Origin of the sequence: Streptomyces sp. NPDC088730 (assembly GCF_044751215.1) — a bacterium.
In the GTDB taxonomy this organism is placed as follows: domain Bacteria; phylum Actinomycetota; class Actinomycetes; order Streptomycetales; family Streptomycetaceae; genus Streptomyces.
The window spans coordinates 938,718-964,172 of the sequence record NZ_JBIVLK010000001.1 but is presented as its reverse complement, the minus strand read 5'-3'; the positions used below and the strand labels follow the sequence as shown (position 1 = coordinate 964,172).

Genomic DNA, 25,455 nt, shown 5'->3' with positions numbered 1-25,455 from the left:
ACGGGTCAGGACCAGATGGCGAGCGGCCCCCGACCGGTCACCCCGAGGAAGAACGAGAGACTCACCCTTCGCCCCTCGCCCCGGGGCGGCTCGACCGCGTGGAAGTTCCGCGAGTCGAAGATGACGGCGTCACCGGCCTCGGGTTCGACGACGGCGACCGGTTCGCCCTCCACGGCCTCTTCCGTGTACCCGTATCCGTCGCGGTACTGTTCGTCCGACGGCTGCCACCTGTGGCGGTGTACACGGGTTTCGCCCCCGCCGTCCGGCATCGAGAGATACCAGTTGAACGTAAGGAAACTGGCGGGCGGCTCATCGAGAACTCCGGGGAATTCCCGGACGATCTCATCGAAATGGATCTTCGCACCGCTCGCGATCTCGCGAATCATGCCGGAAAAGAGTTCCCGGCCGCCCGACGTCGCGGGGATCAGATCGTCCCCCCAGGCGGAACGCAGCCGCTGCTTCGCGACATCCATCGGATCGCCGCCGCGGAGCAGGGTCGAACGAGTCGCGACCGACTGTTCCGCATGCTCCCAATAGCGCTCACCGAGACCGTAGTCACCGTAGAAGTCGTACGCCGCGGGACCCAGCTTCGCGATCCGCGGGAATATCAGCGCCTCGTCGTATCCGCCCAACTCGCACGTGGCGAGACTGCGCATCACGTCCTCGCAGTCCACCGGGGAGGAGAAACCCTTGATCCGGACGGCGCCGAGGACTCCGACCGCCAGCCGGAGGATGTGATCGCGGGTGAGTTCATCAACCGTTTCCGAGTCGAATAACGTGAAGATCGGCGAGTTATTGGCACTCGCATCCTCAAGCGCGAGCGCCGTCAAATTCTCACCTGACACCGGTCTCCCCCTCACGAAGAATTCCCGATGAGCATATATACACTCGATCGAGTCGGGCACTACTTTTTCCAAGATCTCGTTTACACGGACGGGACGGCGACCGCGGTGGCGACGATGCCCTCCGCCACCAGCCAGCGGCCCTCGAAGGTTTCCGGTATCCCGGGTGCACGACACAGCAGTTGTGCGGTGAAGGTGCCCTCGGTCGCGTCGTGCTCCGCGCGACGGAAGGTGATCTCCGCCTGGTTGAAGTCGAGTTCCAGAAGGGTCAGCGGATACCAGGCCTTGAAGACGCTTTCCTTGGCGCTGAAGAGCAGCCGGTCCCAGTGGATGGCGACGGTCGGCCTCTGGACGGCCATCCACCGTTCCTCGGCGGCCGACACGACCGCCTGGCGGATTGCAGAGGGTAGTTGAACATGGGGCTCGGCGTCGATGCCCAGCGAGCGGAATTCGCGCGCCCTGGCCAGAGCCGCGCCCCGGTAGCCGTGACAGTGCGTCATGCTGCCGACGAGTCCCGCTGGCCACAGCGGTGCGCCCCTGGGGCCGCGCAGGATGGGTACGGGCGCGAGGCCGAGCCGGGCCATGGCCTGCCGGGCGCAGGCACGGACGGAGGCGAACTCGGCTCTGCGGGCGGGCGTGCTCCGCGCCACCTGGGCCGTTTCCTCGGGGAAGAGCGTATCGGCGCCCCAGCGGTCCTCGCGGGAGCAGGCGCAGGAGACCGAGGCAGGGACCAGCCGCTCGATCACGACACCTTCCCCTGCCGGCTCCCGGCCGCCTCCCCGCCGCTCCCCGGCTCCTTCGGCGGCGGTTCGTACGGAAGGATCTGGCGCAGCAGTCCGTGGGGGTGGCCCCGCTTGCGCCACTCCCGGGGATAGCCGATCGAGACCTCCTCGAAGCGGACCCCGTCGTACCACGTGGTGCGGGGGATGTGGAGGTGCCCGTACACCACTGCCTCGACGTTGAAACGGCGGTGCCAGTCCGCCGTGAGTTCCGTTCCGCACCACTGGGCGAACTCCGGGTGCCACAGCACCGAGGTGGGCTTCCGGTTCAGCGGCCAGTGGCCGACGAGCACCAGGGGGACGTCCGGGTCGTGATCGGCGAGCCGCCGCTCGGTCCGGGCCACCCGGGCCCTGCACCAGTCCTCCCGTGCCGGATACGGGTCGTGGTGCAGCATGTACTCGTCCGTGCAGATGACGCCCGCCTCCTGGGCACGGGCCAGGGATTCCTCCTTGGTCGCCGCGCCCGGGACCCGGAAGGTGTAGTCGTACAGGAGGAACATCGGCGCGACGGCAACCGGTCCGCCCGGCCCCCGCCACAGCGGGAACGGGTCCTCCGGTGTGGTCACGCCCAGCTTTCCGCACAGCTCGACCAGGTGCTCGTAGCGCGCCTGCCCGGTCAGCCGCACCGGGTCCTTCTCCGTCGTCCACAGCTCGTGGTTGCCGGGTGTCCAGATGACCTGGGCGAACCGGTCCGCGAGCAGCTGAAGCGCCCACTCCACGTCAGCCATCTTCTCGGCGACGTCGCCGGCGACGATGAGCCAGTCCTGGTCGCCGGACGGCCGTAACGACTCGACGATCAGCCGGTTCTCGGCCATGCCGACATGCAGGTCGCTGACCGCGAGAAGCCGGCTCGCCCCCACTCCCGCCGACGGACCGGGGTCGTTCGGATGGCTCATGGAGACGGTTTCCCGTTCTGTCGGCCGAAGAGTGCCCCCGCGACGACCGTGCGGAGTGTGTTGGAAATTACCGTCTCATGGCCAACTACGCGATGGCAACGATCAGTTGCCCGCTTTGAGGTAAGGCTGTCCGTTGCGCGTGTCGGCGCAGCCGGTTGCCGTCCCTCGCGATCGGTGCCCGGTCCCCGGACGCCGTCCGGACGGGTGAGGGGCGGCGGGGTCGCGGGGCGGGGCCGGAGCGTGGAGGGTGGGTGCATGAGCGAGCAGGTGACCGATGACGGGCCGGACGGGCCTCGGCCCCCTCGGCGGCGGCTCTGGCCGTGGGTGCTGCTGATGGCCGTCGTGCTCCTGGCGCTGGCCGCGGGCGCGGTCTCCGCGGTGCTGGCCCACGGGCTCTCCGAGCAGAGCTCGGAACGGCTGCGGATCAGGTACGAGGTCACCGGCACCGCCAAGGACGTCACGCTCACCTACAGCACCTGGCAGGGCGAGGCCCTCTCCACCGGGCGGCTGACCCTGCGGGCGCTGCCGTGGGCCGGGGAGCTGGAGACCAGGGGGTTCATGAACGGCGGCTCGTTCGTCGTCAGCCTCGGGAGGTCCGGCGGCGACGTCGCGTGCTCCGTGACGGTGGACGACATCACCCGGCGGACCGACCGGGCCTCCGGCGCCTTCGCCACCGCCACCTGCGACGGGTACTGAGACGCGGCCGCGCCCCCGGATCTCCCCGGGGGCGCGGCGGGCGGGGCCGGTGGCCCCGCGGTCAGCGCCCGTAGCGGATGAGCGCGCGGACCATGCGGCAGGTGGTGTCGGACGGCGGGTGGATGCCGAGGAGCTCGGCGGCCGTGCGTATCCGGGCGTTGCCCGCGCTCGACGGCTGGTGGACTCCGCTGTCGAGCAGGACTATCGCCAGGCGCATCGCCTTCAGCCGGCGGTTGTGGGCGACGTACCACTCACGGGGACGACCGGCGGGCAGGCGCTTCTTCTGCAGGGGCTTGTGGAGCGGCTTGGTCGTGACTGCGGCAACGGCCATTGGCAACCTCCTGGCACGGTGGTGGAACCCTCACGAACTCCCTCCATTTTACTGCCCGGCACTGACAATCGCCCCTGGCCAGAGGGGTTTTCGCGGGTCCATCCCGTACCGCCTGCCCCATGGAGGTCTGGATCGATCCCGCCTGTTCCGAATGCCGGGGCGCGGTACGGCTGCTCGACGCGGAGGGCGCCGGCTACACGGTCCGCCGCTAGGGTCTGTCCGGCGGATCATGGCCGGGGGTGCGGGAGGCGGACCCGGGAGGCGGACGCGAAGGAGCTGGGGCCCAAGGAGTGGCCGCGCGACGCGGACGCGCGGGAGCGGTGGATCACGGCGCTCGCCGGGCACCCGAAGCTGATCCAGCGGCCGATCAGCACCGCCGGGGACGGCACCGCGGTGGTCGCGCGCACGGACGAGGCGGTACGGGACGCGATGGGGCGCCGAGCGGCGGGGCCCGGACGCCGGAAGGGGCCCGGACCGCTCCGCCGCTACTCCGCGGCCCCCGCCTGCGCCTCGGCCTCCGCGAGCAGTTCCGTCAGCCGGAGCCCGAACCGTACGTCGCAGGGGTGCGGCACCCCCGTACGCACCGATTCGATCAGCGCGTCCACCGCCGCCCGGAAGGCGCCCACGGCACCGTCCCACCTGGGCAGTCCGACGGTGCCGTGCTCGCCCCTGAGCTCCACCTCGACCCCGGTCGCCGCCTGCGGGGCGGCCAGGGTGAGCGTCACCGTGCTGGAGGCCCCGGAGGCGTGGCGGAGGATGAGGTGGTGGGTGTCCGCGGGGCCGCGGGCGGCGGTCAGCCGGGTCACGTCGCCCAGCACCGGGATGAGGACGGAGAGCGCGTGCGGGCCGACGTCCCAGAGGCCGCCCTTCTCGTGGCGCCAGGGGGACGCGGCGTACTCGCTGTCCGCGCCGGGTGCCCACAGGGCGCCGATCCAGTGGGCGTGCGCGGTGAACCAGCCGCCCGCCGCGCGCTGTTCCTCGATCCAGGCCGCGGTCTCCGGGGCGAACCGCAGCGTGCAGAAGACGATGGAGGCGACCCGGGCCGCCTCCGCCGCCTCCGCCACCTCACGGGCGGCCGCGACGCCGGTGGCCACCGGCTTGTCCAGCAGCAGATGGCAGCCGGCCGCCGCGGCGCGGGCGGCCAGCGGCGCCTGGACGTCCGGCGGCAGGGCGAACGCCACGGCGTCGCTCGCGGCGAACAGCTCGTCGAGCCCCGCGTCACCGGTGTACGCCGGGGCGCCGTGGGCCTCCGCCAGCTCCCGCGCGGCCTCGGCCCGGCGGCCCCACACCCCGCTCAGCACAGCGCCGGGGTGCGCGGCGAGGGCGGGGGCGTGGGCGTTGCCGGCCCAGGGGCCGGTACCGACCAGGCCGATACGCAGGGGTTTCACGGATGTCGTCATGGCACAAGTGTGCCCGGTGCGGACGGCGCCCCGGAGGAATCCGGTGGCGGGGCGTGCGGAGGGTCGGCCGCGTTGACCCTGTATACGCGGCCGCGGGGTTCGGGACGCCGCCGCGAGCCCACGGCTGAGCCCCGTACAGCACGCCCGTCCTGTGCGGGAAACCTCGGTAACACGTGGTTCACACCGGAGCAACGGACGGGAAATCGCGTCTTGCGAAGCTGCGCTGCATAGACCGCAGCACCCCCAAAGGATGGCTTCCGTGACGTTCAAGGCTGAGTACATCTGGATCGACGGCACCGAGCCGACCGCCAAGCTCCGTTCCAAGACGAAGATCATGCCGGGCTCCCCGTCGTCCGATGTGGCCGGGCTGCCCATCTGGGGCTTCGACGGATCGAGCACCAACCAGGCCGAGGGCCACGCCTCCGACCGGGTGCTGAAGCCGGTCTTCAGCTGTCCGGACCCGATCCGCGGCGGCGACGACGTACTGGTCCTGTGCGAGGTCTTCCACATCGACATGACCCCGCACGAGTCCAACACGCGGGCCTCGCTGCGCCCGGTCGCCGAGCAGTTCGCGGACCAGGAGCCGGTCTTCGGCATCGAGCAGGAGTACACGTTCTTCGACGGCCACCGGCCGCTCGGCTTCCCCGAGGGCGGCTTCCCGGCCGCACAGGGCGGCTACTACTGCGGCGTCGGCTCGGACGAGATCTTCGGCCGCGAGATCGTCGAGAAGCACCTCGACAACTGTCTGAAGGCAGGGCTGGCCATCTCCGGCATCAACGCCGAGGTCATGCCCGGTCAGTGGGAGTTCCAGGTCGGACCGGTCTCCCCGCTGGAGGTCTCCGACCACCTGTGGATCGCGCGCTGGCTGCTGTACCGCACCGCGGAGGACTTCGACGTCTCCGCGACCCTGGACCCGAAGCCGGTCAAGGGTGACTGGAACGGCGCCGGGGCGCACACCAACTTCTCCACCCGGGCGATGCGCGAGGGCTACGACGCGATCATCACCGCGTGCGAGTCGCTGGGCGAGGGATCGAAGCCGATGGACCACGTCAAGCACTACGGCGCGGGCATCGACGACCGGCTGACCGGTCTGCACGAGACCGCCCCGTGGAACGAGTACAGCTACGGCGTCTCCGACCGGGGTGCCTCTGTCCGCATCCCGTGGCAGGTCGAGCAGGACCGGAAGGGCTACATCGAGGACCGCAGGCCCAACGCCAACGTCGACCCGTACGTCGTCACGCGGCTGATCGTCGACACCTGCTGTACCGCGCTGGAGAAGGCCGCCCAGGTCTGATCCCGCCCGCACGCCAAGAGGCGTCCACCGCACGGCCGGTGGGCGCCTCTTGGTGTGTCCGGAGTGAGGAAGCCAACACGAAGGGTCCGCACCGACGGCTGGGAGAAGTCTGCTGCGGGGCCGTTTTCTCTGGTTCAATGGGGACATGGCCAGCATCCAGCACACCTCGACAGGTCGCAGCGACCTGGAGCCGTTCTGGCCTTCCCGTCAGCATCACGACTTCGACCGGGTGTGTTGCCGCGCGTTGAACGCGCTGGCCCTCTAAAGCCGCTCACCCCGGTCTTCGGTCCGCGCGCACGCAGCAAGTCCGTCCACAGACGACTCCTCGCGCGAAAGAGCTGACCCCATGGCGAACACTCGTACCTTCTCCGCCGCATCCGCTGCCACCGCAGCCCAGCCGGCGGCCGCTGCGGCCACCACCGCCCGTCCCCCCTCCCCGAACCGGCACCGGCTGCGGGCCGTCGCGCCGGACGAGGTCTTCCCGCCGGCCGATGTGGCCGCGTTCCTGGCGCCGGGTACGACCTGGCTGCCCGCACCCCAGCACACCCTGCCGGCGCTGCCGGGCCGGCCGCCGATGGTCGGCTACCTGGTGCTCGTCCCCGCCGACCAGCAGCCGCCCGCCGCGGCGGTCCGGGCCGGTCAGTACGTGGTCCCGGACGTACTGGAGGACCCGGGCGCGGGGCCGGTGCGCATCGACCCGGTGCAGCGCACCGCCTCGGTGAACGGCGACAAACTCGACCTCACCTACCTGGAGTTCGAACTCCTCTCCCATCTGGTGGCGCACCCGAACCGGGTGCACACCCGCGACCAGCTGGTGACCACGGTCTGGGGCTACGGGCACGTGGGCGACGGGCGCACCGTCGACGTCCATGTCGCCCGGCTGCGCCGCAAGCTGGGCGCCGAGCACCGCCGGTCGATCCAGACGGTGCGGCGCGTCGGGTACAAGTACACGCCCTGATCCCCGACGGCACCCGCGCGGGTGGGCCCCGGTTCCGGTACGTACCGGAACCGGGGCCCACCCGTATCCGCCGGGGGTCAGCCGTGCCGCACCGAGCCCACCGGGTCCGCCGCCGGGCGGCCGGGCTCCGGCTCGCTGTGGTCCAGGGCGGGCAGCCGGGACAGTCCGCGCGGGGTCCGCCAGTTCCGCTCACCGAGCAGCGCCATCACGGAGGGCAGCAGCACCATCCGGACGATCGTCGCGTCGAGCAGCACCGCGACGGCCAGGCCGACGCCCATCTGCTGCATGTCCTGCATGGACAGCGTCCCGAACACCGCGAACACCGCCACCATGATCACGGCCGCGCCGGTCACCGCGCCCGCCGTCCGGCGGATGCCCTCGTCGATCGCGGCCGGGGTGGAGAGGCCCCGGCCGCGGGCCTCGCGGATCCGGGAGACCACGAAGACGTGGTAGTCCATCGAGAGTCCGAACAGGACGACGAGCACGAAGAGCGGCATCCAGGACTCGATCGCGCCGACCCCCTCCGAGCCGATCAGCGAGGCGCCCCAGCCGTGCTGGAAGACGGCGACCATCACTCCGTAGGCGGCGGCCACCGAGAGCAGGTTGAGCAGGATCGCGGTCACGGCGATGACGTAGCTGCGGAAGCAGAACAGCATCACCAGAAACGTCACCGCGGCGATGAAGAGGAAGACGGGCACGATGCCGCTCTTCAGCTGGGCGGTGAAGTCCACCGACCCGGCCGTCTCACCGGTCACGTAGGCATGGGCTCCCGTTCCGTCGAAGGCGGCGGGCAGCCGGTGCTCGCGCAGTTCGGTCAGATCGGCTTCCCCGCGCTCCATCGCGATCTCGATCTCCGCGACGTTCTGCGCCCGGTGGACGGTCACCTTGTCGAAGCCGTCGAGTGCCCGGCGTACGGCGGGGGCCTCGATGTCGTCCGCCTCGACGACCACTTGGGCCGGGGCGGGGCCGCCGGGGAAGGCCTCGCTGATGCCGCGGTAGGCGACGGCCAGTTCGGAGTGGGAGCCGAACTGCTTCTCCAGGCCGAGCTCCTCCGTCTTCATGCCGAGGGCGGGGGCGGCGAGCACGAGGAGCACGACGACCGAGGCGGCGGCGAAGAGCTTCGGCCTGGACAGCACGGGCCGCAGCAGCTTTCCGGCGATCCGGCCGCTCTCCTTCTGCGCGCCCCGGCCACCGCTCCTGCTCCGCCGGTTGAGCAGCGGCACGCGTCCGGCGTCGATCCGGTCGCCCAGCCAGGACAGCAGGGCGGGCAGTACCGTCACGGAGCCCATCATGGCGATGAAGACCACGATGATCGTGGCGACCGCGAAGCCCTTGAACAGGAGCAGTCCGGACAGGAACATGCCGGCCATCGCGACCATGACGGTCAGCCCGGAGACCAGGACGGACCGGCCGCTGGTCGCCGCGGCGATCCGCAGCGCCGTCTCGGCGTCGCGCCCCGCGGCCCGCTCGTCCCGCTCGCGCCGCAGGTAGAAGAGGCAGTAGTCGACGCCGACGGCGAAGCCCATCAGGAACATCACGGAGTACGTGGTCTGGAAGAGGTGCAGCTGGTGGCTGGCGAGCGACAGCAGACCGAAGGCGGCCAGGCAGGCGGTGAGCGCGAGTCCGACGGGCAGCAGCGCCGCGACGACGGCGCCGAAGGCGACCAGCAGGATGCCCAGGGCCAGGGGCACGGCGGTGAACTCAGCCTTCTTGAAGTCGTCGGAGAGCAGGTCGCCGAGCCACTTCCCGGCGCTGGCGTCGCCGAACTGGTGGACCGTGACGTCCGGCTGTCCCTTCCGGACCCCCTCGACGGCGTCCAGGACGGGCTGCACCCGGTCGGGCGCGGTGGCGGCGTCCCCCTTCATCTCGAAGGTGATCAGCGCGTCCTTGCCGTTCCCGGCGGCGACCGGGGCCTTGAGGTCCGTCACCTCACCGGTCTTCCCGAGGGCGGTGGCCAGCTCCCGTGCCGCGGTCCGCCAGCCGTCCGGCCGCGCCGAGGACACCATGACCAGCTCGCCCGCCCGGTGGCCGAGGCCGGCGTCGGAGAGGATCTGCTCGGCCCGCGCCGAGTCGCCCGCACCGTTCTCCGCGTCGGTCATCTCGACCATGCCCGACGCACCGCCGATGCCCGCGGCGAGCACGACGAAGAGCAGCCAGCCGAGAATGGCCGTCTTTCGATGGTGTGCGCTCCACACACCGATACGTGCCGCGAGATTACGCCTCATGGCGTGTTCGCCCCCTGAAAGAGTCGTTGAGAGAACTGTGGGAAGGACCGTCCGGGAACCGTTGGAAGAACCGGTTGCCGAGACACCTCGAATCTAGGAATCCGGGACCCGCCGTCCCAGCCGCTGGAACACCCACTCGCCGCGACGTAGGGCGAGGCCGCGGGGGTGGTGCTGGGTACACCCCCGCCGGGTGTCGGAACGGCTGATGCCCAGGCCGCCCGAGGCGTCAGACTGTGTGCGGACCGGGGCTGCCACGAGTGCCGGCGAGGGAAGAGGGACCGATATGAACACGCCGCACGGACGGACGAGGGCCGCGCTGCTGGCCGCTGGACGCGGACTGGCGCTGTCGTTCACCTCGATCGTGGGATCGGTCACGCTGTTCGTGCTGGCGGTGGTCTCCATCGCGCTCATCCCGGTCGGCATCGGCCTGGTGACCACCCCGTCCGTCATGACGGCGGTCCGCAAGCACGCCAATCAGCGCCGGCTGCTGGCGATCACCTGGTCGGACGTGCGGATCCCGGTCCCGTACCGGCCGTTCCCGAAGGATGTCCGCGGCGGGTTCACCGGGCAGGTGGAGCGGACCACGCTGCTGCTGAAGGACCCGGCGACCTGGCGGGACATGCGGTGGCTGCTGATCGACATGACGGCCGGCTATGCGGTGTCGATCCTGGCGGCGGCGCTGATGATCTACCCGGTGGAGGGCTTCGTCCTGGCGGCGGGGCTGTGGCGGGTCTTCACGGACGACCGGTACTGGTACGGGTTCGTGCCCGTCGACAGCCAGGCGACCGGGCTCGCCGCCGCCGCGCTCGGCGTGGTGATCTTCGTGCTCGGGGTGCTGCTGAGCGAGCGGCTGCTGCACGCGCACTTCGCGATCGCCCGCTCGGCGCTGGCCCCCACCCATGAGCGGGAGCTGGCGCTGCGCATCGACCGGCTGACCGAGACCCGGCACGAGGCGGTCGACACCGCCGCCTCCGAGCTGCGGCGCATCGAGCGCGATCTGCACGACGGCGCGCAGGCCCGGCTGGTCGCCATGGGCATGAACCTGGGCACCATCGAGGCGCTGGTCGAGAAGGACCCGGCGCAGGCGAAGAAGCTCCTGGCGATGGCCCGCGAGTCGTCCGCGGAGGCGCTCACCGAGCTGCGCGATCTGGTGCGGGGCATCCATCCGCCGGTGCTGGCTGAGCGCGGGCTCGGTGACGCGGTCAAGGCGCTGGCCCTGCGGATGCCGATCGGGACCGAGGTCGAGGTGGAGCTGAGCGGCCGCGCGGAGGCGCCGGTCGAGTCGGCGGCGTACTTCGCGGTCAGCGAGATCCTGACGAACGCCGCGAAGCACTCGGGCGCGGACCGGATCTGGGTGGATCTGCACCATGACGACCACATGCTGCGGATCTCCGTCACGGACAACGGAAAGGGCGGTGCGAGCGCCGGATCGGGCTCGGGCCTGAGCGGAGTCGAACGCCGACTCGGTACATTCGACGGCATCATGGCCGTCAGCAGCCCCGCGGGCGGTCCCACCATGGTGACCATGGAGATCCCTTGCGAGTTGTCCTAGCCGAAGATCTCTTCCTGCTGCGCGACGGCCTGGTGCGCATGCTGGAGGCGTACGACTTCGAGATCGCGGCCGCCGTCGAGACGGGGCCCGAACTCACCCGGGCGCTGGCCGAGTTGAAGCCGGACGTCGCTGTGGTCGACGTCCGGCTTCCGCCGTCCCACACGGACGAGGGGCTCCAGTGCGCACTGGCGGCCCGGCGCGCCAGACCGGGCCTGCCGGTCCTGGTGCTCTCCCAGCACGTCGAGCAGCTCTACGCGCGTGAGCTGCTGGCGGACGGCAACGGCGCCATCGGCTACCTGCTCAAGGACCGGGTCTTCGACGCCGAGCAGTTCATCGACGCGGTCCGCCGGGTCGCGGCGGGCGGCACCGCGATGGACCCGCAGGTGATCTCGCAACTGCTGTCCCGGCGCTCGCAGGACAAGCCGATGGGCGGGCTGACGCCGCGCGAGAAGGAGGTCATGGAGCAGATGGCACAGGGCCGTTCGAACGCGGCGATCGCCGCACACATGGTGATCACGGAGCGGGCGGTGGCCAAGCACACCTCGAACATCTTCGGGAAGCTCGGCCTGCCGCCCTCCGACGACGACAACCGCCGCGTTCTCGCGGTACTGGCCTATCTGGACCGGGGTTAGGGCCTGTCCACCCGGGTCAGGGCCCGGCCGGCGCGGTGCTGAGGTGCAGCGTCGTGGCCGCCAGGTACGGCTTCGCCCGGGACTCCAGCACCTTGACCCGGACGGCCGACGCGGTGACGGCCGCGGGCAGCGGCAGGATGCGCTCGTGGCCGATGGTGGTGCCGTCCGCGATGCGCTGCCACGTCCCGTCGATCCGGGCCTCCACGGCGAACTTCTCCACCCGCTGTCCGTGCCGGATGTCCTCTCGGACGGCGACCCGGTCGAAGGTGTACGGGCCGGGTCCCTTCCTGCGCACATCGGCTCCGTAGGTCCGGCGCAGACCGGCCCCGAAGGCGGTCAGCGAGGTGACGTCCTCGTCCGCGATCCGGCCGTCGGGCGCGGGCGGGACGTTGAGCAGCAGCGAGGCGTTGCGGCCGACGCTCTTCTCGTACAGGTCCATCAGCTGCGCCGGGGTCTTGGGCTTCTCCTGCGGGTGGTAGAACCAGCCGGGGCGGTTGGAGACGTCGGCCTCCGCCGGGTACCACTGGAGGTAGTTGACGCCGGGTTCCAGGAGCCGGCCCCGGGAGCCGATGTCGGGGTCCGTCGAGTCGTTGGGCAGGCTGCCGAGGCCCGTCCACGGGTCGGTGGTGTGCGGGGTGACGCTCCACTCGGTCTCGCGGGCGACGCCGGACTCGTTGCCGACCCAGCGGACGCCCTGCGGGCCCTGGAAGACGACGGTGTCGGGCGAGAGCGCCTTGACCATGTCGAACCACTGCCTGACGTCGTACTTCTGGGTGATGCCGGAGCCGGACCAGGGGTTGGCGCCGTCCAGCCAGAGCTCCTCGACCGGTCCGTACTGGGTGAAGATCTCGTAGAGCTGGTTGAGGTAGTACGCGTCGTAGTCGTCGGCCTTCACCTTGAAGGTGGGCAGCTTCCCGCTCTTCACCCTGGCGGCGCGATCGTCGCCGGGGACGAGGGTGGGGATGGTGCGCTCGGTGACGGCGCTGCCGTTGCCGAAGCGGCCCTGGCCCGCGGGGGCGCGGTCGCCGTCCTCCAGGGCCATCCGCTCGGGCAGGCTCAGCGTCTCACCGGCGGCATCCTTGGCACGGATCTCCTCGACCCACTCGGCGTGCCAGGCGTGCGGGAGTTCGGCGCCGTCCGAGGGCGAGAGGTAGAGGCCGACCTTCAGGCCCGCCTTGCGGGCGGCCTTCACGTAGAGGGCGACGACGTCGGGGCTGCCGGGGCTGAGGGCGACCGAGTGGTCGGTGTAGCGGCTCGGGTAGAGGACGAAGCCGTCGTGGTGCTTGACGGTGAGCATCACCTGTTTGATGCCGGCGGCCTTGTAGGCGCGCATCCACTGGTCGGCGTCGATGCTCTCCGGCGCGAACAGCTTCTCGTCCTCGGTGCCTGAGCCCCATTCCCGGCCGGTGAAGGTGTTCATCCCGAAGTGCGTGAAGGCGGTGACCTCCCGCTGCTGCCAGGCCAGCTGGCCCGCCGTGGGGACGATGTTCGCGGCCTTCTCGATGATCCGGCCGGGGCTGTCGCAGGCCTCGACGGTCATCTGCGAAGCGGGTCTCACGGGTGCGCCGCAGGGGGCGGCGGGATGCGCCGGCTGCTGCGCCGTGGCAGTCACGGGGATGAGCGCGGCGGCGGCCGCCAGTGCGAGCGCGCTGAGCACACGGGTGCGTCGTGCCATGGTTCCCTCCCATTCTCGACCACGAGTGGTCGGATCTCTTGGGTACCGACGCGTGCATGTTGCCGCACGGAGCAGCCTGCGGGAAGGGCACCTACCGGATACGTCCTATCTCTGGTGCGTAAAGTCCAAGTGTTCGGCACATCCGGTCAGCTGTTGACCCGTTCAGCTGTTGGTCCGGCCATCCGCTGACCCGACCGTCCGCTGGTCCGGACATCCGCTCATCCCGCTATCTGTCGATCCGGCCATCCGCCGACCCGCTCAGCAGGTGATCCGGTCAGCAGGTGATCCGGTCAGCAGGTGATCCGGTCAGCTGTTGATCCAGCTCGCCACATCGAGCCGGAAGGCCTCCGCGGAGGCCATCGTGCGAAGGTCCGCCTCCAGCGCCTCGACCCGTTCCGCGCCGAGCACCCGGACCCATTCGCCGCGCAGCCGGCCGAAGCCCGCGGCGGACCGCGCCAGCACGTCGATCCCGCGCGGGGTGAGCCGTACGACCTTGCGGCGGCCGTCCTGCGGATCGTCGGCGCGCTCGACGTAGCCGAGGCTTTCGAGCCGGTCCACGGTCTTCCCGGCCGCCTGCTTGGAGACGCCGAGCCGTCGGCCGATCTCGCTGGCGGTCGCCCCGTCGCGGCCGACCGCCTGGAGCGCGTAGCCGTGGGCGGGACGCAGTTCGGGGTGCCCCTGTCCGGCCAGTTCGCGGTGGAGGTCGTCGACGATCGACCGGAAGCCGGCGAACAGCAGCAGGGGCAGCTCGAAGCCCGCACCGGCGCCGTCCGGAGCACCCCGTCCGGCGCGCTCAGCCATTGCGATACTCGACAACCTGGTTTACCTTTTCGTCAATCACGTTGTCGAGTTTACCGCGAGGGATCAGCCATGCCCGCATCCGTCTTCACCGAGCACACACCCGAATCCGCTCCCGCCGCGTCCCGCCCCGCCATGGCGGCCGTGACGGCGAAGCAGGGCTACCTGCCCACCGGCGTCGCCCTGCTCGCCTCCTCACCGGAGCTGCTCAACGGCTTCCTGAAGATGAGCGCGCTCTTCGAGTCGACCACCCTGGACCAGCTCTCCCGGGAGGTCGTGATCATGACCATGGCCACCCGCAACGACTGCCACCTCTGCGTGGCGATGCACACCGCGAAGCTCACCGCCCTCGACGCGGACAGCGTCCTCATCGCCGCGCTGCGGGGCGAGGTCCCGCCGCCCCTTCCCGACGGACGCCTTGAGGCGGTACGCCGGTTCACCGTCGCCGCGATCGAGTCGGGCGGGGCCGTGGACGAGGACACCCTCCAGTCGTTCCTGGCCCACGGCTACACCTCCCGCAACGCGCTGGAAGTGGTTCTGGGGATCGGCGCCTACACCATGTCCACCCTGGCCAACCGGATGACGGCGGCCCCGGTCGATCCTCAGCTGGCCCGGTTCGCCTGAGGTCCCGGACCGGGAGGAGGCCCCCTACCGGGGACCGGGAGGCCGCCCCCGAGGCGCCCGGCCCGGGGTGACCATCGCACGATTCGCTCGTTCAGCTGAACGTGCGCCCACTGCCAGAGGTACCGTCAGCCGCCGCCCCGGTCGATGCGGAGCAGGCCGAGGCCTCGCTCGTCGAGCACTACCCGCGGCTGGTCCGGCTCGGCTATCTCGTCCTGCCGCCCTCGCCGAGCCGCTCCCGGCGCGTTCTGGCGGCCCACGCCCTGGCCCAGCGCTCCCTGCAGGCCGTGCGCCGGGCCGGTCCGGCGCAGGGCACGGGCCTCCCGCTGCCTCGCCGTCCCGGCCGTGCGGCGGCGGCCGGGCCCGACTACGCGTCCGTCCGGCGGCGGGTGCTGCGCGGCGCCCTGGCGGCGGGGCTGCCGCCGCGGCGACGGCGGTGGTGGCCATGGCGCGCCCAGTTGCCGCCCGCCCTCCCGCTGGTCTGGGGGTTGCGGCTGTTCCCGCACTCCGGCGGAGCGGATGAACTCGCGCTGGAGCAGAGGCTGTCCGCGCTCCGCGGACCGGCACGCGCCGCGTTCGTGCTGCGCGGCCTGGAGTCGCTCGCGGACGGCGAGGTCCGGCGGGAGCTGGCCGCCGCCGGGGTGGCCGATCCGCACGCGGCCCTGCGGGAGGCGGACGGGGTGGCGGCGCCCTACGCGCTGCTGGCCTCGCCCGAGTTCGACCCGTGCTCGCTCCAGGCCAGGCCACCGGACCTGCCGCGCCGGCGCAGGTACGCGCGGGCCGCGCTGGCCGCCGTCGCCGCGGCCGCGGTGTGCGGGACCCTGCTCGGGCTGCCGGGCGGGGGCTGGGGGCGCGGCGGCCCGGCCGCTCCCCCGTACGCGCGCAATCCGGCCGCGGAGCAGGCCCTGGACCCGGGGGCGCTGCGGGTGGTCTCCGCGACGTTCTGGCGGCGCTCACCGCGTACCGACTTCACCGCGTGGCCCACCCGGGGCGACCGCACGGAGGACGTCCGGCTGCTGCGGCGGGCGCTGACGGTGTGGGCCCGGCCGGGCGGCGGGGTACGGACGTCGGCGACGCCCCGGACACCCGTGGGCCCTCCGATGGGCGCCCCGCAGCTGCTGTACGCGGGCGAGGTGGGCGCGTCGGCCGTCGTGCTGTTCTACGACGGACTGCGCGTCGTGCGGTACGCGGAGCCCCGTAACGCCGATCCGTCCGAGGGCGCGGCGCTCGACTTCGCCCGGGTGGACGGGGCGGACGCGGCATCGGCGGGGGCCCTGGTCGTGGAGCGCGCGGCGGGCCGGGTCCGCTATCTGACGGCGCCCTGGGTGCGCCGGGCATCGCTGCGGGACCTGCTCGCCCCGGACCGCGCGCCGCGCCCGCTGCACCGCACACCGGACGGGGTGACCGACGCGCTGACCGGCACCGGGTCCACGGGCGGCTGCCGGTCCTGGGACGCGGTCGGGCTGTCCGACGGCACGCGGGACCGGCTGGTGGCGGATCTCGGTGAACTCGCCCCGGCCCGGCTGACCTCGGGCCCGCCGTCGCGGCCGCACGACGTGGCGGGGCGGGCGGAGCTGGAGAGCTGGGCACGCACCGCCTGCCTGCTCCCGTCGGTGCGCTCGCACGGTGTCCGCTCGGTCAACTCCTGGACGTACGCGACGCAGCCGCTGCCGGAGGGCGGCGGCCCGGCCCGGTGGCTGTGCACCCGGGCCGAGACCTGGCGGGGCACTGGTAGCCGGGTGCTCGCCCAGTTCCAGGCGCCGTCCGCGCGGCCGGCCGGGAGCCGTCCGCCGGGGGCTGTCGCGGCGCGCTCAGAGAACTCGCCCGCGTGCGGGAAGCGCACCCCGAGGGTGCTGGCGGGCGTGCTGTGGAAGTCGCGCGGCGGCCGGTGGTACGTGCTCGCGGCGGGCAGCGAGCAGTTCACCTCGCTGGCCACGTCGGGCGGGGTGACGGGGAGCGCGCGGGGGCGGCTGCTCGCGGTGCCCGCCAGGGCGGGCGACCGGGCCCGGCTGAACGGGAGGCTGGCGGACGGCAGTCGGGTCGGGGCCCTGCGGTGAGGGACGGCCGGGAACGGGCTCAGGAATTCGCCGCAGGCCCCTGTTCCCCCGGGCTACCCCTCAGTACATTGACAACATGTCTAACACGCAGCCTGCGGCGGTCGCGTCGGAACGGACCGCGCTCAAGGCCCGTCGGGTCTCCTTCGCCTGGGACCGGACGCCCCTGCACTGGGTACCGGGTGATCCGTTCACCACGCACACCATCAACGTGCTCCATCTGCTGCTCCCGGCCGGGGAACGCTGGTTCATCCACGTCTACCGCCAGGTGCTGCCGTACATACATGACGAGCGGCTGCGCGAGGACGTCATCGGGTTCATCGGCCAGGAGGCGATGCACTCCCAGGCCCACGACGACGTACTCCCGCACCTGAGGGAGCTGGGCCTGGACCCGACCCCGTACACCGCCCAGGTCGACTGGCTCTTCGAGAAGCTGCTCGGGGACCGGACGCTGCCGCCGGGGCGGGCGCGCGAGTGGTGGCTGATGGAGCGGGTGGCGACGATAGCGGCCATCGAGCACTACACCGCGTTCCTCGGCGACTGGGTCCTGAACGCGCGGGAGCTGGACCGGCGCGGCGCCGACCCCACCATGCTGGACCTGCTGCGCTGGCACGGCGCGGAGGAGGTCGAGCACCGGTCGGTCGCCTTCGATGTGTTCTGCCACGTCGACGGCGGCTACCGGCGGCGGGTGCGGACCTGGGCGACGGCGTTCTCCGCGCTGGCCTTCCTCTGGCAGCGCGGCGCCCGCTTCTTCATGGCGAACGACCCGAGCCTGCTGGACGGCAAGGCGTCGTTCGGGCAGTTCTACCGCAGCGGCAGGCGCGGCACCCTGCCCAGCACGCCTTCGATGCTGCGGTCCATACCGCGCTACCTGAGCCGCTCGTACCACCCCTCGCAGGAGGGCAGTACGGCGCAGGCCGTCGAGTACCTCAACCGCTCGCCCGCCGCCGTCGCGGCCGAGGCCCGTACGACGGAAGCCGGCTGACCATGCCCCTGCCCCTCCCCCGGCCGCGCACCCTCGTCGTGGTGGCCGCCGCCGCGCTGCTCGCCAAGCGGGCGATGCGCCGCCGCATAGAGACGTCCCCGCTGTGGCCGCTGCCGGCGCTCGACGAGCCCATATCCGGTCACTCGCAGCGCCGTTCGACCAGCGCCAGGCGGCTGACGGTCACCGAGCGGTCCACCCCCGCGGACGGGGTCGTGCTGCTCCGCCTGAAGGGCTCCGGCCTGCCGCGCTGGCAGCCCGGAGCCCATCTGGACCTGGTGCTGCCGTCCGGTCTGGTCCGCCAGTACTCGCTGTGCGGCGACCCCGCCGACCCCGACACGTACACCGTCGCGACCCGGCTCGCCGAGGACGGCCGGGGCGGCTCCAGAGAGGTGCACGAGCGGCTGCGCGAGGGCGACGAGGTCGAGGTCCGCGGCCCCCGTAACCGCTTCCCGCTGGCGGACGCCCCCGCGTACGTGCTGGTCGCGGGCGGCATCGGAATCACGCCCGTGCTGCCCATGCTGCGGGCGCTCGCCGCCGCCGGAGCGGACTGGCGGCTGCTGTACGGAGGCCGCAGCCGGGCGACGATGCCGTTCCTGGCGGAGATCGCGGAGCTGGACGCGGACGGCGGCCGCGTCACCGTCGTACCGCAGGACGAGGCGGGCCACCCGGATGTCGCCGCGGCGCTGGCGGACGCGGCTCCGGGCACGGCGGTGCACTGCTGCGGTCCGCAGCCCCTGATGGACGCGGTCGCCGCCGCGCTCCCGCCCGGCTGCACCCTGCACCTGGAGCGCTTCACCGCGGCCGCCCCCGACACCACCGGCTCCGCCCCGTTCGAGGTGGAGCTGCGCCGCTCGGGCCGCACGGTCCGGGTGGCGGCGGGCCAGTCGGCGCTGGCCGCCGTGCGCGCGGAGCTGCCGCACGTCCCGTACTCCTGCGAGCAGGGCTTCTGCGGTACGTGCCAACAGCGCGTCCTGGAGGGCGAGGTGGACCACCGGGACGAACTGCTCGACGACACGGAGCGGGCGGACTCGATGCTGCTCTGCGTGTCCCGGTGCCGGGGCGAGCGGCTGGTACTGGACCTCTAGACGGACGCCGGACCTGCCGGTCGGTACGCTGTTCCCCATGACGACCGGGGTGCGGCGCAGGATGGGCGTCGAGGAGCGCAGACAGCAGTTGATCGGTGTCGCGCTGGAGTTGTTCAGCCACCGCTCCCCCGACGAGGTCTCGATCGACGAGATCGCCGCCGCCGCCGGGATCTCGCGGCCGCTGGTCTACCACTACTTCCCGGGCAAGCAGAGCCTGTACGAGGCCGCGCTGCGGCGGGCGGCCGACGAGCTGGCGACCCGGTTCCTGGAGCCGCACGAAGGCCCCCTGGGCGCAAGGCTGTTGCGCGTGATGGGGCGGTTCTTCGACTTCGTCGACGAGCACGGCCCCGGCTTCGCCGCACTGATGCGGGGCGGCCCGGCCGTGGGCTCGTCGACGGCGAACGCGATGATCGACGGGGTGCGGCAGGCGGCCTGCGAGCAGATCCTGGCCCACCTGGGGGTCGAGGAGCCCCCGGCCCGGCTGGAGTTGGTCGTCAGGTCCTGGGTGTCGCTCGCGGAGTCTACGGCCCTGATCTGGCTGGACGGGCACCACATCCCGCGCGCCGAGCTGGAGTTGCAGCTCGTGCACGACTTCGCGGCGCTGACCGCCGTGAGCGCCGCGTACAACGACGAGATGGCGGGCATCGTGCTGCGGATCCTCGCGCAGGAGCCGGCGGACGGACCGTTCGGAGACCTGCTGGTGCGGCTCTCCGCGCTGGCGCCCGCCGTACCGGCCGTGCCTCCGCAGCGGCTTCCTTAGTGGTCGGCTCTGGAAATCTTTCGGGGGTTGTTCATGTGGCGAGGCCGACGGAGGATTCTGGTGGGTGGCCGGCCTGGTGCCGGTCGAGCCTGGCCAGCAGGGCTTCCAGGTCGGAAGTGGTGAACTTCCACTGGAACGGCTGTGCCGTGGCGTTGTAGCGGTCTTCGAAGCTTCGGAGCCGGTCCCTGACCTCGTCGAGGTCGGTGAAGTCGTTGGGCGAGACCACCTTGCGTTGGACGGCGGAGAAGTAGATCTCCACCTGGTTCAACCACGAGGCGTGCACGGGGGTATGGACCAGCTCCGCGTTCGGGAACGCCTCGGTCAGCCGGTCGGCGGCCTTCCTGCCGCGGTGGGATGAGCCGTTGTCGACGATCCAGAAGACGCGTTTGGCGCTGGCGTAGGGCTCGGTGCTCATGACCTGGGTGACCAGGTTCATGAACGGGACGATGCCGGTGCGGTCCTCACAGCGTCCGAACACGCGAGCGTGGTGGACATCGTAGGCAGCGAGGTAGGCGAGCGCGCCGCCGCGCCGGTAGGTGTGGTTGACCCGCATCGCTCGGGCCTTGCCGGGGGCGAGGGTGGGGTGGCAGCGGCAGCGGGCCTGGATAGAAGTCTTCTCGTCGGCGCTGATCACGTACTCGGCCTCGCCCAGCGGGACGTGATTGAAGGTGCGGTGGTACAGGTCCAGGACGTGGGCGGCCTTCGTGCCGAAGGCGGGGTCGGTGGGAAAGATCCAGGAGCGGTGCTGCCAGGGTTTGAGCGCGTCGCGGGAAAGCCAGCGGCGCACGGTGGAGGCAGAGAGGAACGGGGAGATACCGCGAGCGATGGCTTCGCGGGCCAGCTCCGGCCCGCTCCAGCGCGACAGCGGTATGCCTGTCGGCCGGGAGACGACAGGCCAGGGCCGTGACCTGAGCGGTTTGCAGGGGCGTGAACCGCGGTGGACGGCCGGATCGTTGACGGTCTTCGAGGCCGGACAGGCGGTGGTCGGCGAAGCGGCCTCGCCAGCGGCGCACGGTGTCCACATGGACGCCGACGCGTTCGGCGATCTGTGCGTTGGGCGCACCACGCGCGGCCAGCAATACGATCCGGGCGCGCACTCGCAGCCGGTGCTCGACGGCCTGGCCCCAGGCCATTTTCTTCAATCGCTTGCGCTCGCCGGCGCTCAAGACGATAGGACGAGCGGCAGCGAGAGGCATAGTAGACGGACCGATCAAAGGTGACGACTTCCGAAGAACGTGAACGGAAACATAAACCGGACTGAGGTCCGCCACAGCCTCCCGGCAGATTGGGGCATATCCCCTTTGGGTGGGCTATAAAGCGCTGCCGGTTTCAATTCGCCCAACGCTGCATCCCTCATTGGGTAACCGTCGAAGAACGAGAAAATTGACACACACTTGCGGCGGAAGCGGAATAAGAGCAAAGTAGCCTGATCTTGCGCTTGCCATATCGATACCCGAGGGGTGCTAGGCGTGTTGGTCTTATGTGTGCCCATGAGTTCAAAGGCTCATGCGAGTTCGTGTGTGTCCACGCCTATTCGTCCTTCACCGTGAGGCCGAGGATCTGAGCGAGTGCAGGTGCCAGCTCCAGAAGTTGATAGGTGTTGATCGTTGCCCCCTTCAAGGCTTCGAGACCGGAAGCGATGTTCAGCCCTTCCGCCCCTCGCAGGTCGACCTTCGTCATCTTGGCGTTGTCGAAGTGTGCTCGGTCTAGGGTGGAGCCGGGAAAGGTGATGTTGGTGAGCACGGCTCCACCGAAGTCGACGTCACGCAGGAGGCAATCAACGAACGAAACATTCTTCAGTTTGGCCAGGCGGGCGTTGACCGAGTCGAACTTGCAGTTGTGGAAAGTGACGCGGTTCATGTGGGAGCCGGATAGTTCTGTGCCGGCGAGAAGCACCTCGCTATACTCGCTGTCCATCCAGGTGGTCTCTGCAAGGTCGGTCCCCACCATGCGCACGGTGTGCAGCCAGACGTCGTCGAACTGAGCGCGCCGATAACGGCCTCGCGTGAAGGTAACCCCAGAGAACGCGGACTCAGTGAATCCAGAGCTGCCGCCATCTACGTCCTCGAAATCACAGCCCTCGAAGTGAAGCCATTCGTAGACACCCTCCCTTTCCATCTCTCCAGTGAATGGCGTAAGGCGATGCAGGTACGGGAGATCTTCGAGATCGCGGGGTGTACGGGCTCGCATCAGTCTCTCCAGGAGGTGAGCGCCTCGATATCTCAGGCGGGCAAAGAATCACACACGTGCCGCGGTAGGGGTGGCTCGTGGCGAGAGCGGAGTCCTATGCCTATCGCGACTCGCAGCGCACTGCCCAATCGTCAAGATCCGGTGAGCCGTCGCGCTCATAGACGGCAACACGCGGAAGCCAGGAGGAGGTAGTCGCACAAATGCCGCATAACATACGGTGGCCACGTGGCCCGATCTGCAGACGGGGCTGCCGTGCGCGCCTTCGAAAGCGCCTCGACGTATCCAACTAGCCCTGTTCTACGGTTACTTGCATGACCTTACTGTCGACAGCCGGGTGCCATTGCTCCTCTGGTGACGAGTTCCCTGAAACTCATTTTGCGCTCAGGGTTCCGGTCGCCAGATTCCGCTGCCTGTCTCACAACCGTTCTGGACGAACATCACTGCCCGCGCGGGGCGATGCGTTCGCTGGGCCGATGGGCACGAAGGGGAGGACTCGTCTGCGACTTCTGCCCCACGGGCCCCTTCGTCGGCATGCCGCCCGCCCAGCAATGTGGCCCTTCCTCATAGGCATGGGCGCGCGATCGGCCAGACTCGGGGCAGGCGGCTTCACCCTCGGCAGGCCCACGACCTCCGAGCTATGACCTGCGCCTGCATCCTGCACTTCGCCGCCCCAGGCCCAGCATCCGTCCTGACCGGGTGTCAACCCCCGCAGGAGTTACGCCCTCGACCACTTAGCGCCGGGCGGCGTCAGGCGCTGCGGTAGGAGGGGTCGAGATCGCGGGTCTCGGCCGAGAGGTGCAGGGTCAGTCCGCCGGCCGGCCTGATGCGGGCGGCCAGCAGCTCCAGCACCGATTCGGTGAGCCGGGCCTTCGTCTCCGGGGTGCGGCCGGCCAGCAGCGCGATCTCGATGTGCACGAGCGCGTCGCCCTCGGGAGCGTCCGCCACCACGGTCTCCGCGATCCGGCGGAAGCGGGTCTTGCAGGCGGTGATCTTCGTGCTGACCGTCTCGGCGATCAGCGGGTGCAGTGCGCCGGTGAACCCGGCCCGGTCGAAGGTGTCGTCGAGCTCGGCGGAGTAGTCGACGGTGATCTGCGGCATAGCGGGGCTCCTGGGCGGGGCGGGAAGGGAGGACACGGTACGCCCCCACCCTTTCCCGCCCCGGGGAGCGCGCACAAGCGGGAATCACGGCAACCGGCCCGACTTCGCTCCCGCCCGGCCACCGACCAGGTCCGCGAAGCGCTCAGTCGACGCCCCCGTCGAACCGGGTGCTGACGACACCGCCCGCCCCGGGGAACGGCTTCTCTCCGGTCAGGTAGGGCTCGTACCACGTCCGGCCGAGCAGGCGGGCAGCGAAGTAGGCGCCCACGTAATCCTTGGTGATCCGGCGCTGCCGCTGCTCCGAGAGTTCCTTCTGATCGGTTCGGGGGGCGGTGGCCCCGGGGAACTGGGACTCGCAGGTGCCTGGCTTGCTGCCGGGAACGGCGTCGTCATGTGCGCTGACCTGACCGCTGCTGGGCGACCACTGCTTGTTGTAGAAGTCGTGCACACCGCCGCGCACCGTGTACTGGGCTATCGGTGCGCTGTTGTGGTCCTTGTTCCAGTCGAAGAACTCTCCGGTGTTCACCTGGTCACACGTGCCCCACATCACCGCGAACGACGTCTTGGTGATGGGTGCGACGTCCCAGGTGGCGGTGGGTGCGAGAGCGAAGGCGGCCTTGATGGACACGCCTTCGGGCCACGTGGCACGGCTGCTGTCGGCGATTTCCTGCATCACTCCGCCGCCGCCCATGGAGTGCCCCACCAGCCCCACGTTCCGCATGTCCACGTGGTTCTTGAAGTTCACCGATGAGGGACGTCCGGACCTGGCGTCGACGAAGCCGCCACGCAGCGGGCCCTTGCCGGTCGACGACAGCTTCCGCCACATGCGCAGTTGGGCGTTGATCAGTGCCGCGCGCTCCTGATAGACCGTGTCGGCCTGGCCGGCGGACGTCGAGTTGATGCCGTTCGCGCCGACGGAGACGACGACGAACCCCCGGCTCGCCAGATCCCGGCCGAGGTAGTCGTATCCGAGATAACTGGGGATCTGCCGCACCCCAGGTGCGCACGGCCATGCCGACAGCCGCTCGGAGGCCGCCTCGATGATCGCCTCCTGCTTCGCCGCGTCGGCCGTGTCACCGCTCTGCTCGTCCTCCGCCAGCGCGGCCTGCGCGGCGGTGAGCGACCTGGAGGCCTCGGCGTCGGCGCAGGTGTCCCAGAATCCGTGCTCGATCATGATCAGCGGGTGGGTGCCGGTGGAGATGTCGTCGGGGTAGTAGACAGCCCCGTTCAGCTCGTTGTCACCCACGTATCCGGAGGACTTGGGCGGTTGGAAAGCCTTGTCGCCCAGGTTGTAACGCACCTCGCTCACCCCGTGCCGCGCAGGCTGGGTACGGGCCCCGTCGGCGGCGGCGAACGCCTGTGTCGAGGCGAAGCACACGGCACAGGCTGTCAGGGGCGCGGCGAGCAGCAACTTCGTACGCCGTTTGCGTCCACGTTTCATATCGGCCTCACCCATGCGGATCGTAGATATCGGTCATTGCGATGGCTTGCGAGCGGTGGGCGGCTGCCCACGCGGCTCGGCACTCAGGCCCGCTGGGCCCGGTCGTACAGCGGCTCGGTGATCGCTGTACTGAACTGCGGACCGACGAGGTAGCGGACGCAGCCGTCGTGGGAGGAATCGGCGCAGGGCGCGCCATCGGTCTCGAAGAACGCGCTCTGCGTGTTGTCTCCGACCACGGTGCCCACACCGGTCACCGGGTTCAGACCGGTGATCCGCGGTCCGCCGCTGGAGCCGCCGCCCATGACGCACGGCGGGCCGAACAGACCGGGCGGCTCGGGGGACTCGACCGTGCCGGGGTATTCCCTGGCCGTCCCCGAGCAGTACGCGAGACGTTCACCGGTGTACTCGGGCAGGCCCTCACGCGCCGGGTCGGCGCTGGCGCGCGGGTAGCCGAAGGAGTCGCCGGGCACGTCGCCGGGCCGGTCGAAGCCGATCCGCTGCGCCGTCCCGACCGCGTCCTGGAGCCGCCGCCCCCGCTCGTCCGCGTTCAGCACGACGAACGCCTGGTCGTAGGAGTCGTACGTCTCCGCGTGCTGCTGATCGTTGGCCAGCCAGGTGGAGCCGACGACGCCCATGCGGCCGACGAACTTGCCATAGGGCGCCTGACCGTCGTGGTAGCCGGGCACGAACATCTCGTTGGCCGCCCACTGGTTGTCCTCGCCCAGCAGGTCGGTGTTGTTCACGCAGTGGCCCGCGGTCACCACGGTGCTTCGGTTGGCGCTCCGGATCACGGTGGCGGTGCAGCTGCTGTCCTCGCCGTGGTCGGTGAAGAAGAGCCGCCCGACGGTCCCCGGCAGCGCGCCACCGTTGGTCCAGGGCGCACCGTCGTCGCCACCGGTGGGCGGGTTGCCGGACGTCGGCGTGGTGAGCGCGGCGATGCGCTCGGGCGTCCAGTACTGGAGCACCGACCGCTGCTGTGCCGCGGTGACCGCCTGCCGGTGGGTGGCCACCGGGCCTGCCGCGGGGCGTTCCGCCGCGTGAGCGGGGGCCGTGGCCAGCACGGACATGCCCACGGTCGCCGCCACCGCTGCCACCGCGGTGATGCGCCGCGGCGGACGGAGGTTAGGCCGAGGGAACGGGCTG

The 25,455-nt window shown here is 70.9% G+C and carries 23 protein-coding genes and 2 pseudogenes; 11 read left to right on the top strand and 14 right to left on the bottom strand.

Translation table 11 applies throughout. From position 1 onward, the window contains the following. Positions 1 to 5: 5 nt before the first annotated feature. From ACIP89_RS04365 to ACIP89_RS04355, 3 genes are all read right to left on the bottom strand, one after another. Complete coding sequence (locus ACIP89_RS04365) at positions 6 to 830, bottom strand: putative 2OG-Fe(II) oxygenase (protein ID WP_402112945.1); 825 nt, start codon at positions 828 to 830, stop codon at positions 6 to 8. A 95-nt stretch (positions 831 to 925) separates the two neighbouring features. Then, entirely contained in the window at positions 926 to 1,588 is a 663-nt protein-coding gene (locus ACIP89_RS04360) for a 4'-phosphopantetheinyl transferase (protein WP_402112942.1), read from the bottom strand. Continuing rightward, positions 1,585 to 2,517 (bottom strand): metallophosphoesterase family protein, encoded by a 933-nt coding sequence (locus ACIP89_RS04355; protein WP_401922589.1) that lies wholly within the window; start codon positions 2,515 to 2,517, stop codon positions 1,585 to 1,587. The genes ACIP89_RS04360 and ACIP89_RS04355 overlap by 4 nt, the downstream gene beginning before the upstream one ends. Before the next feature lie 255 nt (positions 2,518 to 2,772). Here ACIP89_RS04355 and ACIP89_RS04350 point away from each other — a divergent pair, with 255 nt between their 5' ends. Then, complete coding sequence (locus ACIP89_RS04350; protein ID WP_401922587.1) at positions 2,773 to 3,213, top strand: hypothetical protein; 441 nt, start codon at positions 2,773 to 2,775, stop codon at positions 3,211 to 3,213. Between the two features lie 61 nt (positions 3,214 to 3,274). Here ACIP89_RS04350 and ACIP89_RS04345 read toward each other — a convergent pair whose 3' ends face one another. Beyond that, the gene (locus ACIP89_RS04345) at positions 3,275 to 3,544 is read right to left on the bottom strand and encodes a hypothetical protein (protein ID WP_401922585.1); all 270 of its coding nucleotides are present in this window, start codon (positions 3,542 to 3,544) and stop codon (positions 3,275 to 3,277) included. Positions 3,545 to 3,663: 119 nt separating this feature from the next. On the opposite strand from ACIP89_RS04345, the pseudogene ACIP89_RS04340 reads away from it, so the two are divergent. Continuing rightward, positions 3,664 to 3,982, top strand: a pseudogene (locus tag ACIP89_RS04340) (arsenate reductase family protein); the annotation flags it as partial. A gap of 47 nt (positions 3,983 to 4,029) precedes the next feature. On the opposite strand, the gene ACIP89_RS04335 reads toward ACIP89_RS04340, so the two are convergent. Next, positions 4,030 to 4,944: a Gfo/Idh/MocA family oxidoreductase gene (locus tag ACIP89_RS04335; RefSeq protein ID WP_401925298.1), complete on the bottom strand. Its 915-nt coding sequence runs from the start codon at positions 4,942 to 4,944 to the stop codon at positions 4,030 to 4,032. Positions 4,945 to 5,203: 259 nt separating this feature from the next. On the opposite strand from ACIP89_RS04335, the gene glnII reads away from it, so the two are divergent. Then, positions 5,204 to 6,238, top strand: coding sequence for a glutamine synthetase (gene glnII, locus ACIP89_RS04330; RefSeq protein WP_401922581.1), 1,035 nt, complete (start codon positions 5,204 to 5,206; stop codon positions 6,236 to 6,238). A 346-nt stretch (positions 6,239 to 6,584) separates the two neighbouring features. Beyond that, entirely contained in the window at positions 6,585 to 7,196 is a 612-nt protein-coding gene (locus ACIP89_RS04325; protein WP_402112939.1) for a winged helix-turn-helix domain-containing protein, read from the top strand. A 77-nt stretch (positions 7,197 to 7,273) separates the two neighbouring features. Here ACIP89_RS04325 and ACIP89_RS04320 read toward each other — a convergent pair whose 3' ends face one another. Beyond that, on the bottom strand, positions 7,274 to 9,421 hold the full coding sequence (locus ACIP89_RS04320; protein WP_402112937.1) for an MMPL family transporter: 2,148 nt from the start codon (positions 9,419 to 9,421) through the stop codon (positions 7,274 to 7,276). A gap of 283 nt (positions 9,422 to 9,704) precedes the next feature. Here ACIP89_RS04320 and ACIP89_RS04315 point away from each other — a divergent pair, with 283 nt between their 5' ends. Continuing rightward, positions 9,705 to 10,973 (top strand): sensor histidine kinase, encoded by a 1,269-nt coding sequence (locus tag ACIP89_RS04315; protein WP_401922575.1) that lies wholly within the window; start codon positions 9,705 to 9,707, stop codon positions 10,971 to 10,973. Beyond that, positions 10,958 to 11,605 (top strand): response regulator transcription factor, encoded by a 648-nt coding sequence (locus ACIP89_RS04310; protein ID WP_073735685.1) that lies wholly within the window; start codon positions 10,958 to 10,960, stop codon positions 11,603 to 11,605. Before ACIP89_RS04315 ends, ACIP89_RS04310 begins: the two co-directional genes overlap by 16 nt. Before the next feature lie 16 nt (positions 11,606 to 11,621). On the opposite strand, the gene ACIP89_RS04305 is transcribed toward ACIP89_RS04310, so the two are convergent. Both ACIP89_RS04305 and ACIP89_RS04300 read right to left on the bottom strand, forming a co-directional pair. After that, on the bottom strand, positions 11,622 to 13,280 hold the full coding sequence (locus ACIP89_RS04305; RefSeq protein ID WP_401925291.1) for an alpha-L-fucosidase: 1,659 nt from the start codon (positions 13,278 to 13,280) through the stop codon (positions 11,622 to 11,624). Between the two features lie 306 nt (positions 13,281 to 13,586). After that, on the bottom strand, positions 13,587 to 14,081 hold the full coding sequence (locus ACIP89_RS04300; RefSeq protein ID WP_401922569.1) for a MarR family winged helix-turn-helix transcriptional regulator: 495 nt from the start codon (positions 14,079 to 14,081) through the stop codon (positions 13,587 to 13,589). Between the two features lie 69 nt (positions 14,082 to 14,150). Here ACIP89_RS04300 and ACIP89_RS04295 point away from each other — a divergent pair, with 69 nt between their 5' ends. The 5 genes from ACIP89_RS04295 to ACIP89_RS04275 all read left to right on the top strand — a co-directional run bounded on the left by ACIP89_RS04295 (position 14,151) and on the right by ACIP89_RS04275 (position 19,583). Next, the gene (locus ACIP89_RS04295) at positions 14,151 to 14,702 is read left to right on the top strand and encodes a carboxymuconolactone decarboxylase family protein (protein ID WP_401922566.1); all 552 of its coding nucleotides are present in this window, start codon (positions 14,151 to 14,153) and stop codon (positions 14,700 to 14,702) included. A 101-nt stretch (positions 14,703 to 14,803) separates the two neighbouring features. Next, the gene (locus ACIP89_RS04290; RefSeq protein WP_402112933.1) at positions 14,804 to 16,756 is read left to right on the top strand and encodes a hypothetical protein; all 1,953 of its coding nucleotides are present in this window, start codon (positions 14,804 to 14,806) and stop codon (positions 16,754 to 16,756) included. A 76-nt stretch (positions 16,757 to 16,832) separates the two neighbouring features. Continuing rightward, a complete protein-coding gene (locus ACIP89_RS04285) occupies positions 16,833 to 17,738 on the top strand; it encodes a metal-dependent hydrolase (RefSeq protein WP_401922560.1) in 906 nt (301 codons plus the stop codon). Between the two features lie 8 nt (positions 17,739 to 17,746). After that, positions 17,747 to 18,823, top strand: coding sequence for a PDR/VanB family oxidoreductase (locus tag ACIP89_RS04280; RefSeq protein WP_401923696.1), 1,077 nt, complete (start codon positions 17,747 to 17,749; stop codon positions 18,821 to 18,823). 37 nt (positions 18,824 to 18,860) lie between these two features. Then, positions 18,861 to 19,583 carry a TetR/AcrR family transcriptional regulator gene (locus tag ACIP89_RS04275; protein ID WP_401922557.1) on the top strand — a complete coding sequence of 241 codons (723 nt, stop codon included), beginning with the start codon at positions 18,861 to 18,863 and terminating at the stop codon, positions 19,581 to 19,583. 31 nt (positions 19,584 to 19,614) lie between these two features. Here the strand turns inward: ACIP89_RS04275 and ACIP89_RS04270 are convergent, their stop codons facing one another. From ACIP89_RS04270 to ACIP89_RS04245, 6 genes and pseudogenes are all read right to left on the bottom strand, one after another. Next, a complete protein-coding gene (locus ACIP89_RS04270) occupies positions 19,615 to 20,607 on the bottom strand; it encodes an IS630 family transposase (protein ID WP_402112930.1) in 993 nt (330 codons plus the stop codon). Then, positions 20,507 to 20,716: pseudogene (locus tag ACIP89_RS04265) on the bottom strand (helix-turn-helix domain-containing protein); the annotation flags it as partial. The pseudogene ACIP89_RS04265 and the gene ACIP89_RS04270, both read right to left, overlap by 101 nt. 397 nt (positions 20,717 to 21,113) lie before the next feature. Next, on the bottom strand, positions 21,114 to 21,773 hold the full coding sequence (locus ACIP89_RS04260; RefSeq protein ID WP_402112928.1) for a pentapeptide repeat-containing protein: 660 nt from the start codon (positions 21,771 to 21,773) through the stop codon (positions 21,114 to 21,116). A gap of 747 nt (positions 21,774 to 22,520) precedes the next feature. Further along, positions 22,521 to 22,871, bottom strand: a complete 351-nt coding sequence (locus ACIP89_RS04255; protein ID WP_401925280.1) for a 5-carboxymethyl-2-hydroxymuconate Delta-isomerase — start codon at positions 22,869 to 22,871, stop codon at positions 22,521 to 22,523. Positions 22,872 to 23,013: 142 nt separating this feature from the next. Then, a complete protein-coding gene (locus ACIP89_RS04250; RefSeq protein WP_402112926.1) occupies positions 23,014 to 24,312 on the bottom strand; it encodes an alpha/beta hydrolase in 1,299 nt (432 codons plus the stop codon). A gap of 83 nt (positions 24,313 to 24,395) precedes the next feature. Further along, positions 24,396 to 25,397 carry a trypsin-like serine peptidase gene (locus ACIP89_RS04245; protein ID WP_402112923.1) on the bottom strand — a complete coding sequence of 334 codons (1,002 nt, stop codon included), beginning with the start codon at positions 25,395 to 25,397 and terminating at the stop codon, positions 24,396 to 24,398. Between the last annotated feature and the right edge of the window lie 58 nt (positions 25,398 to 25,455).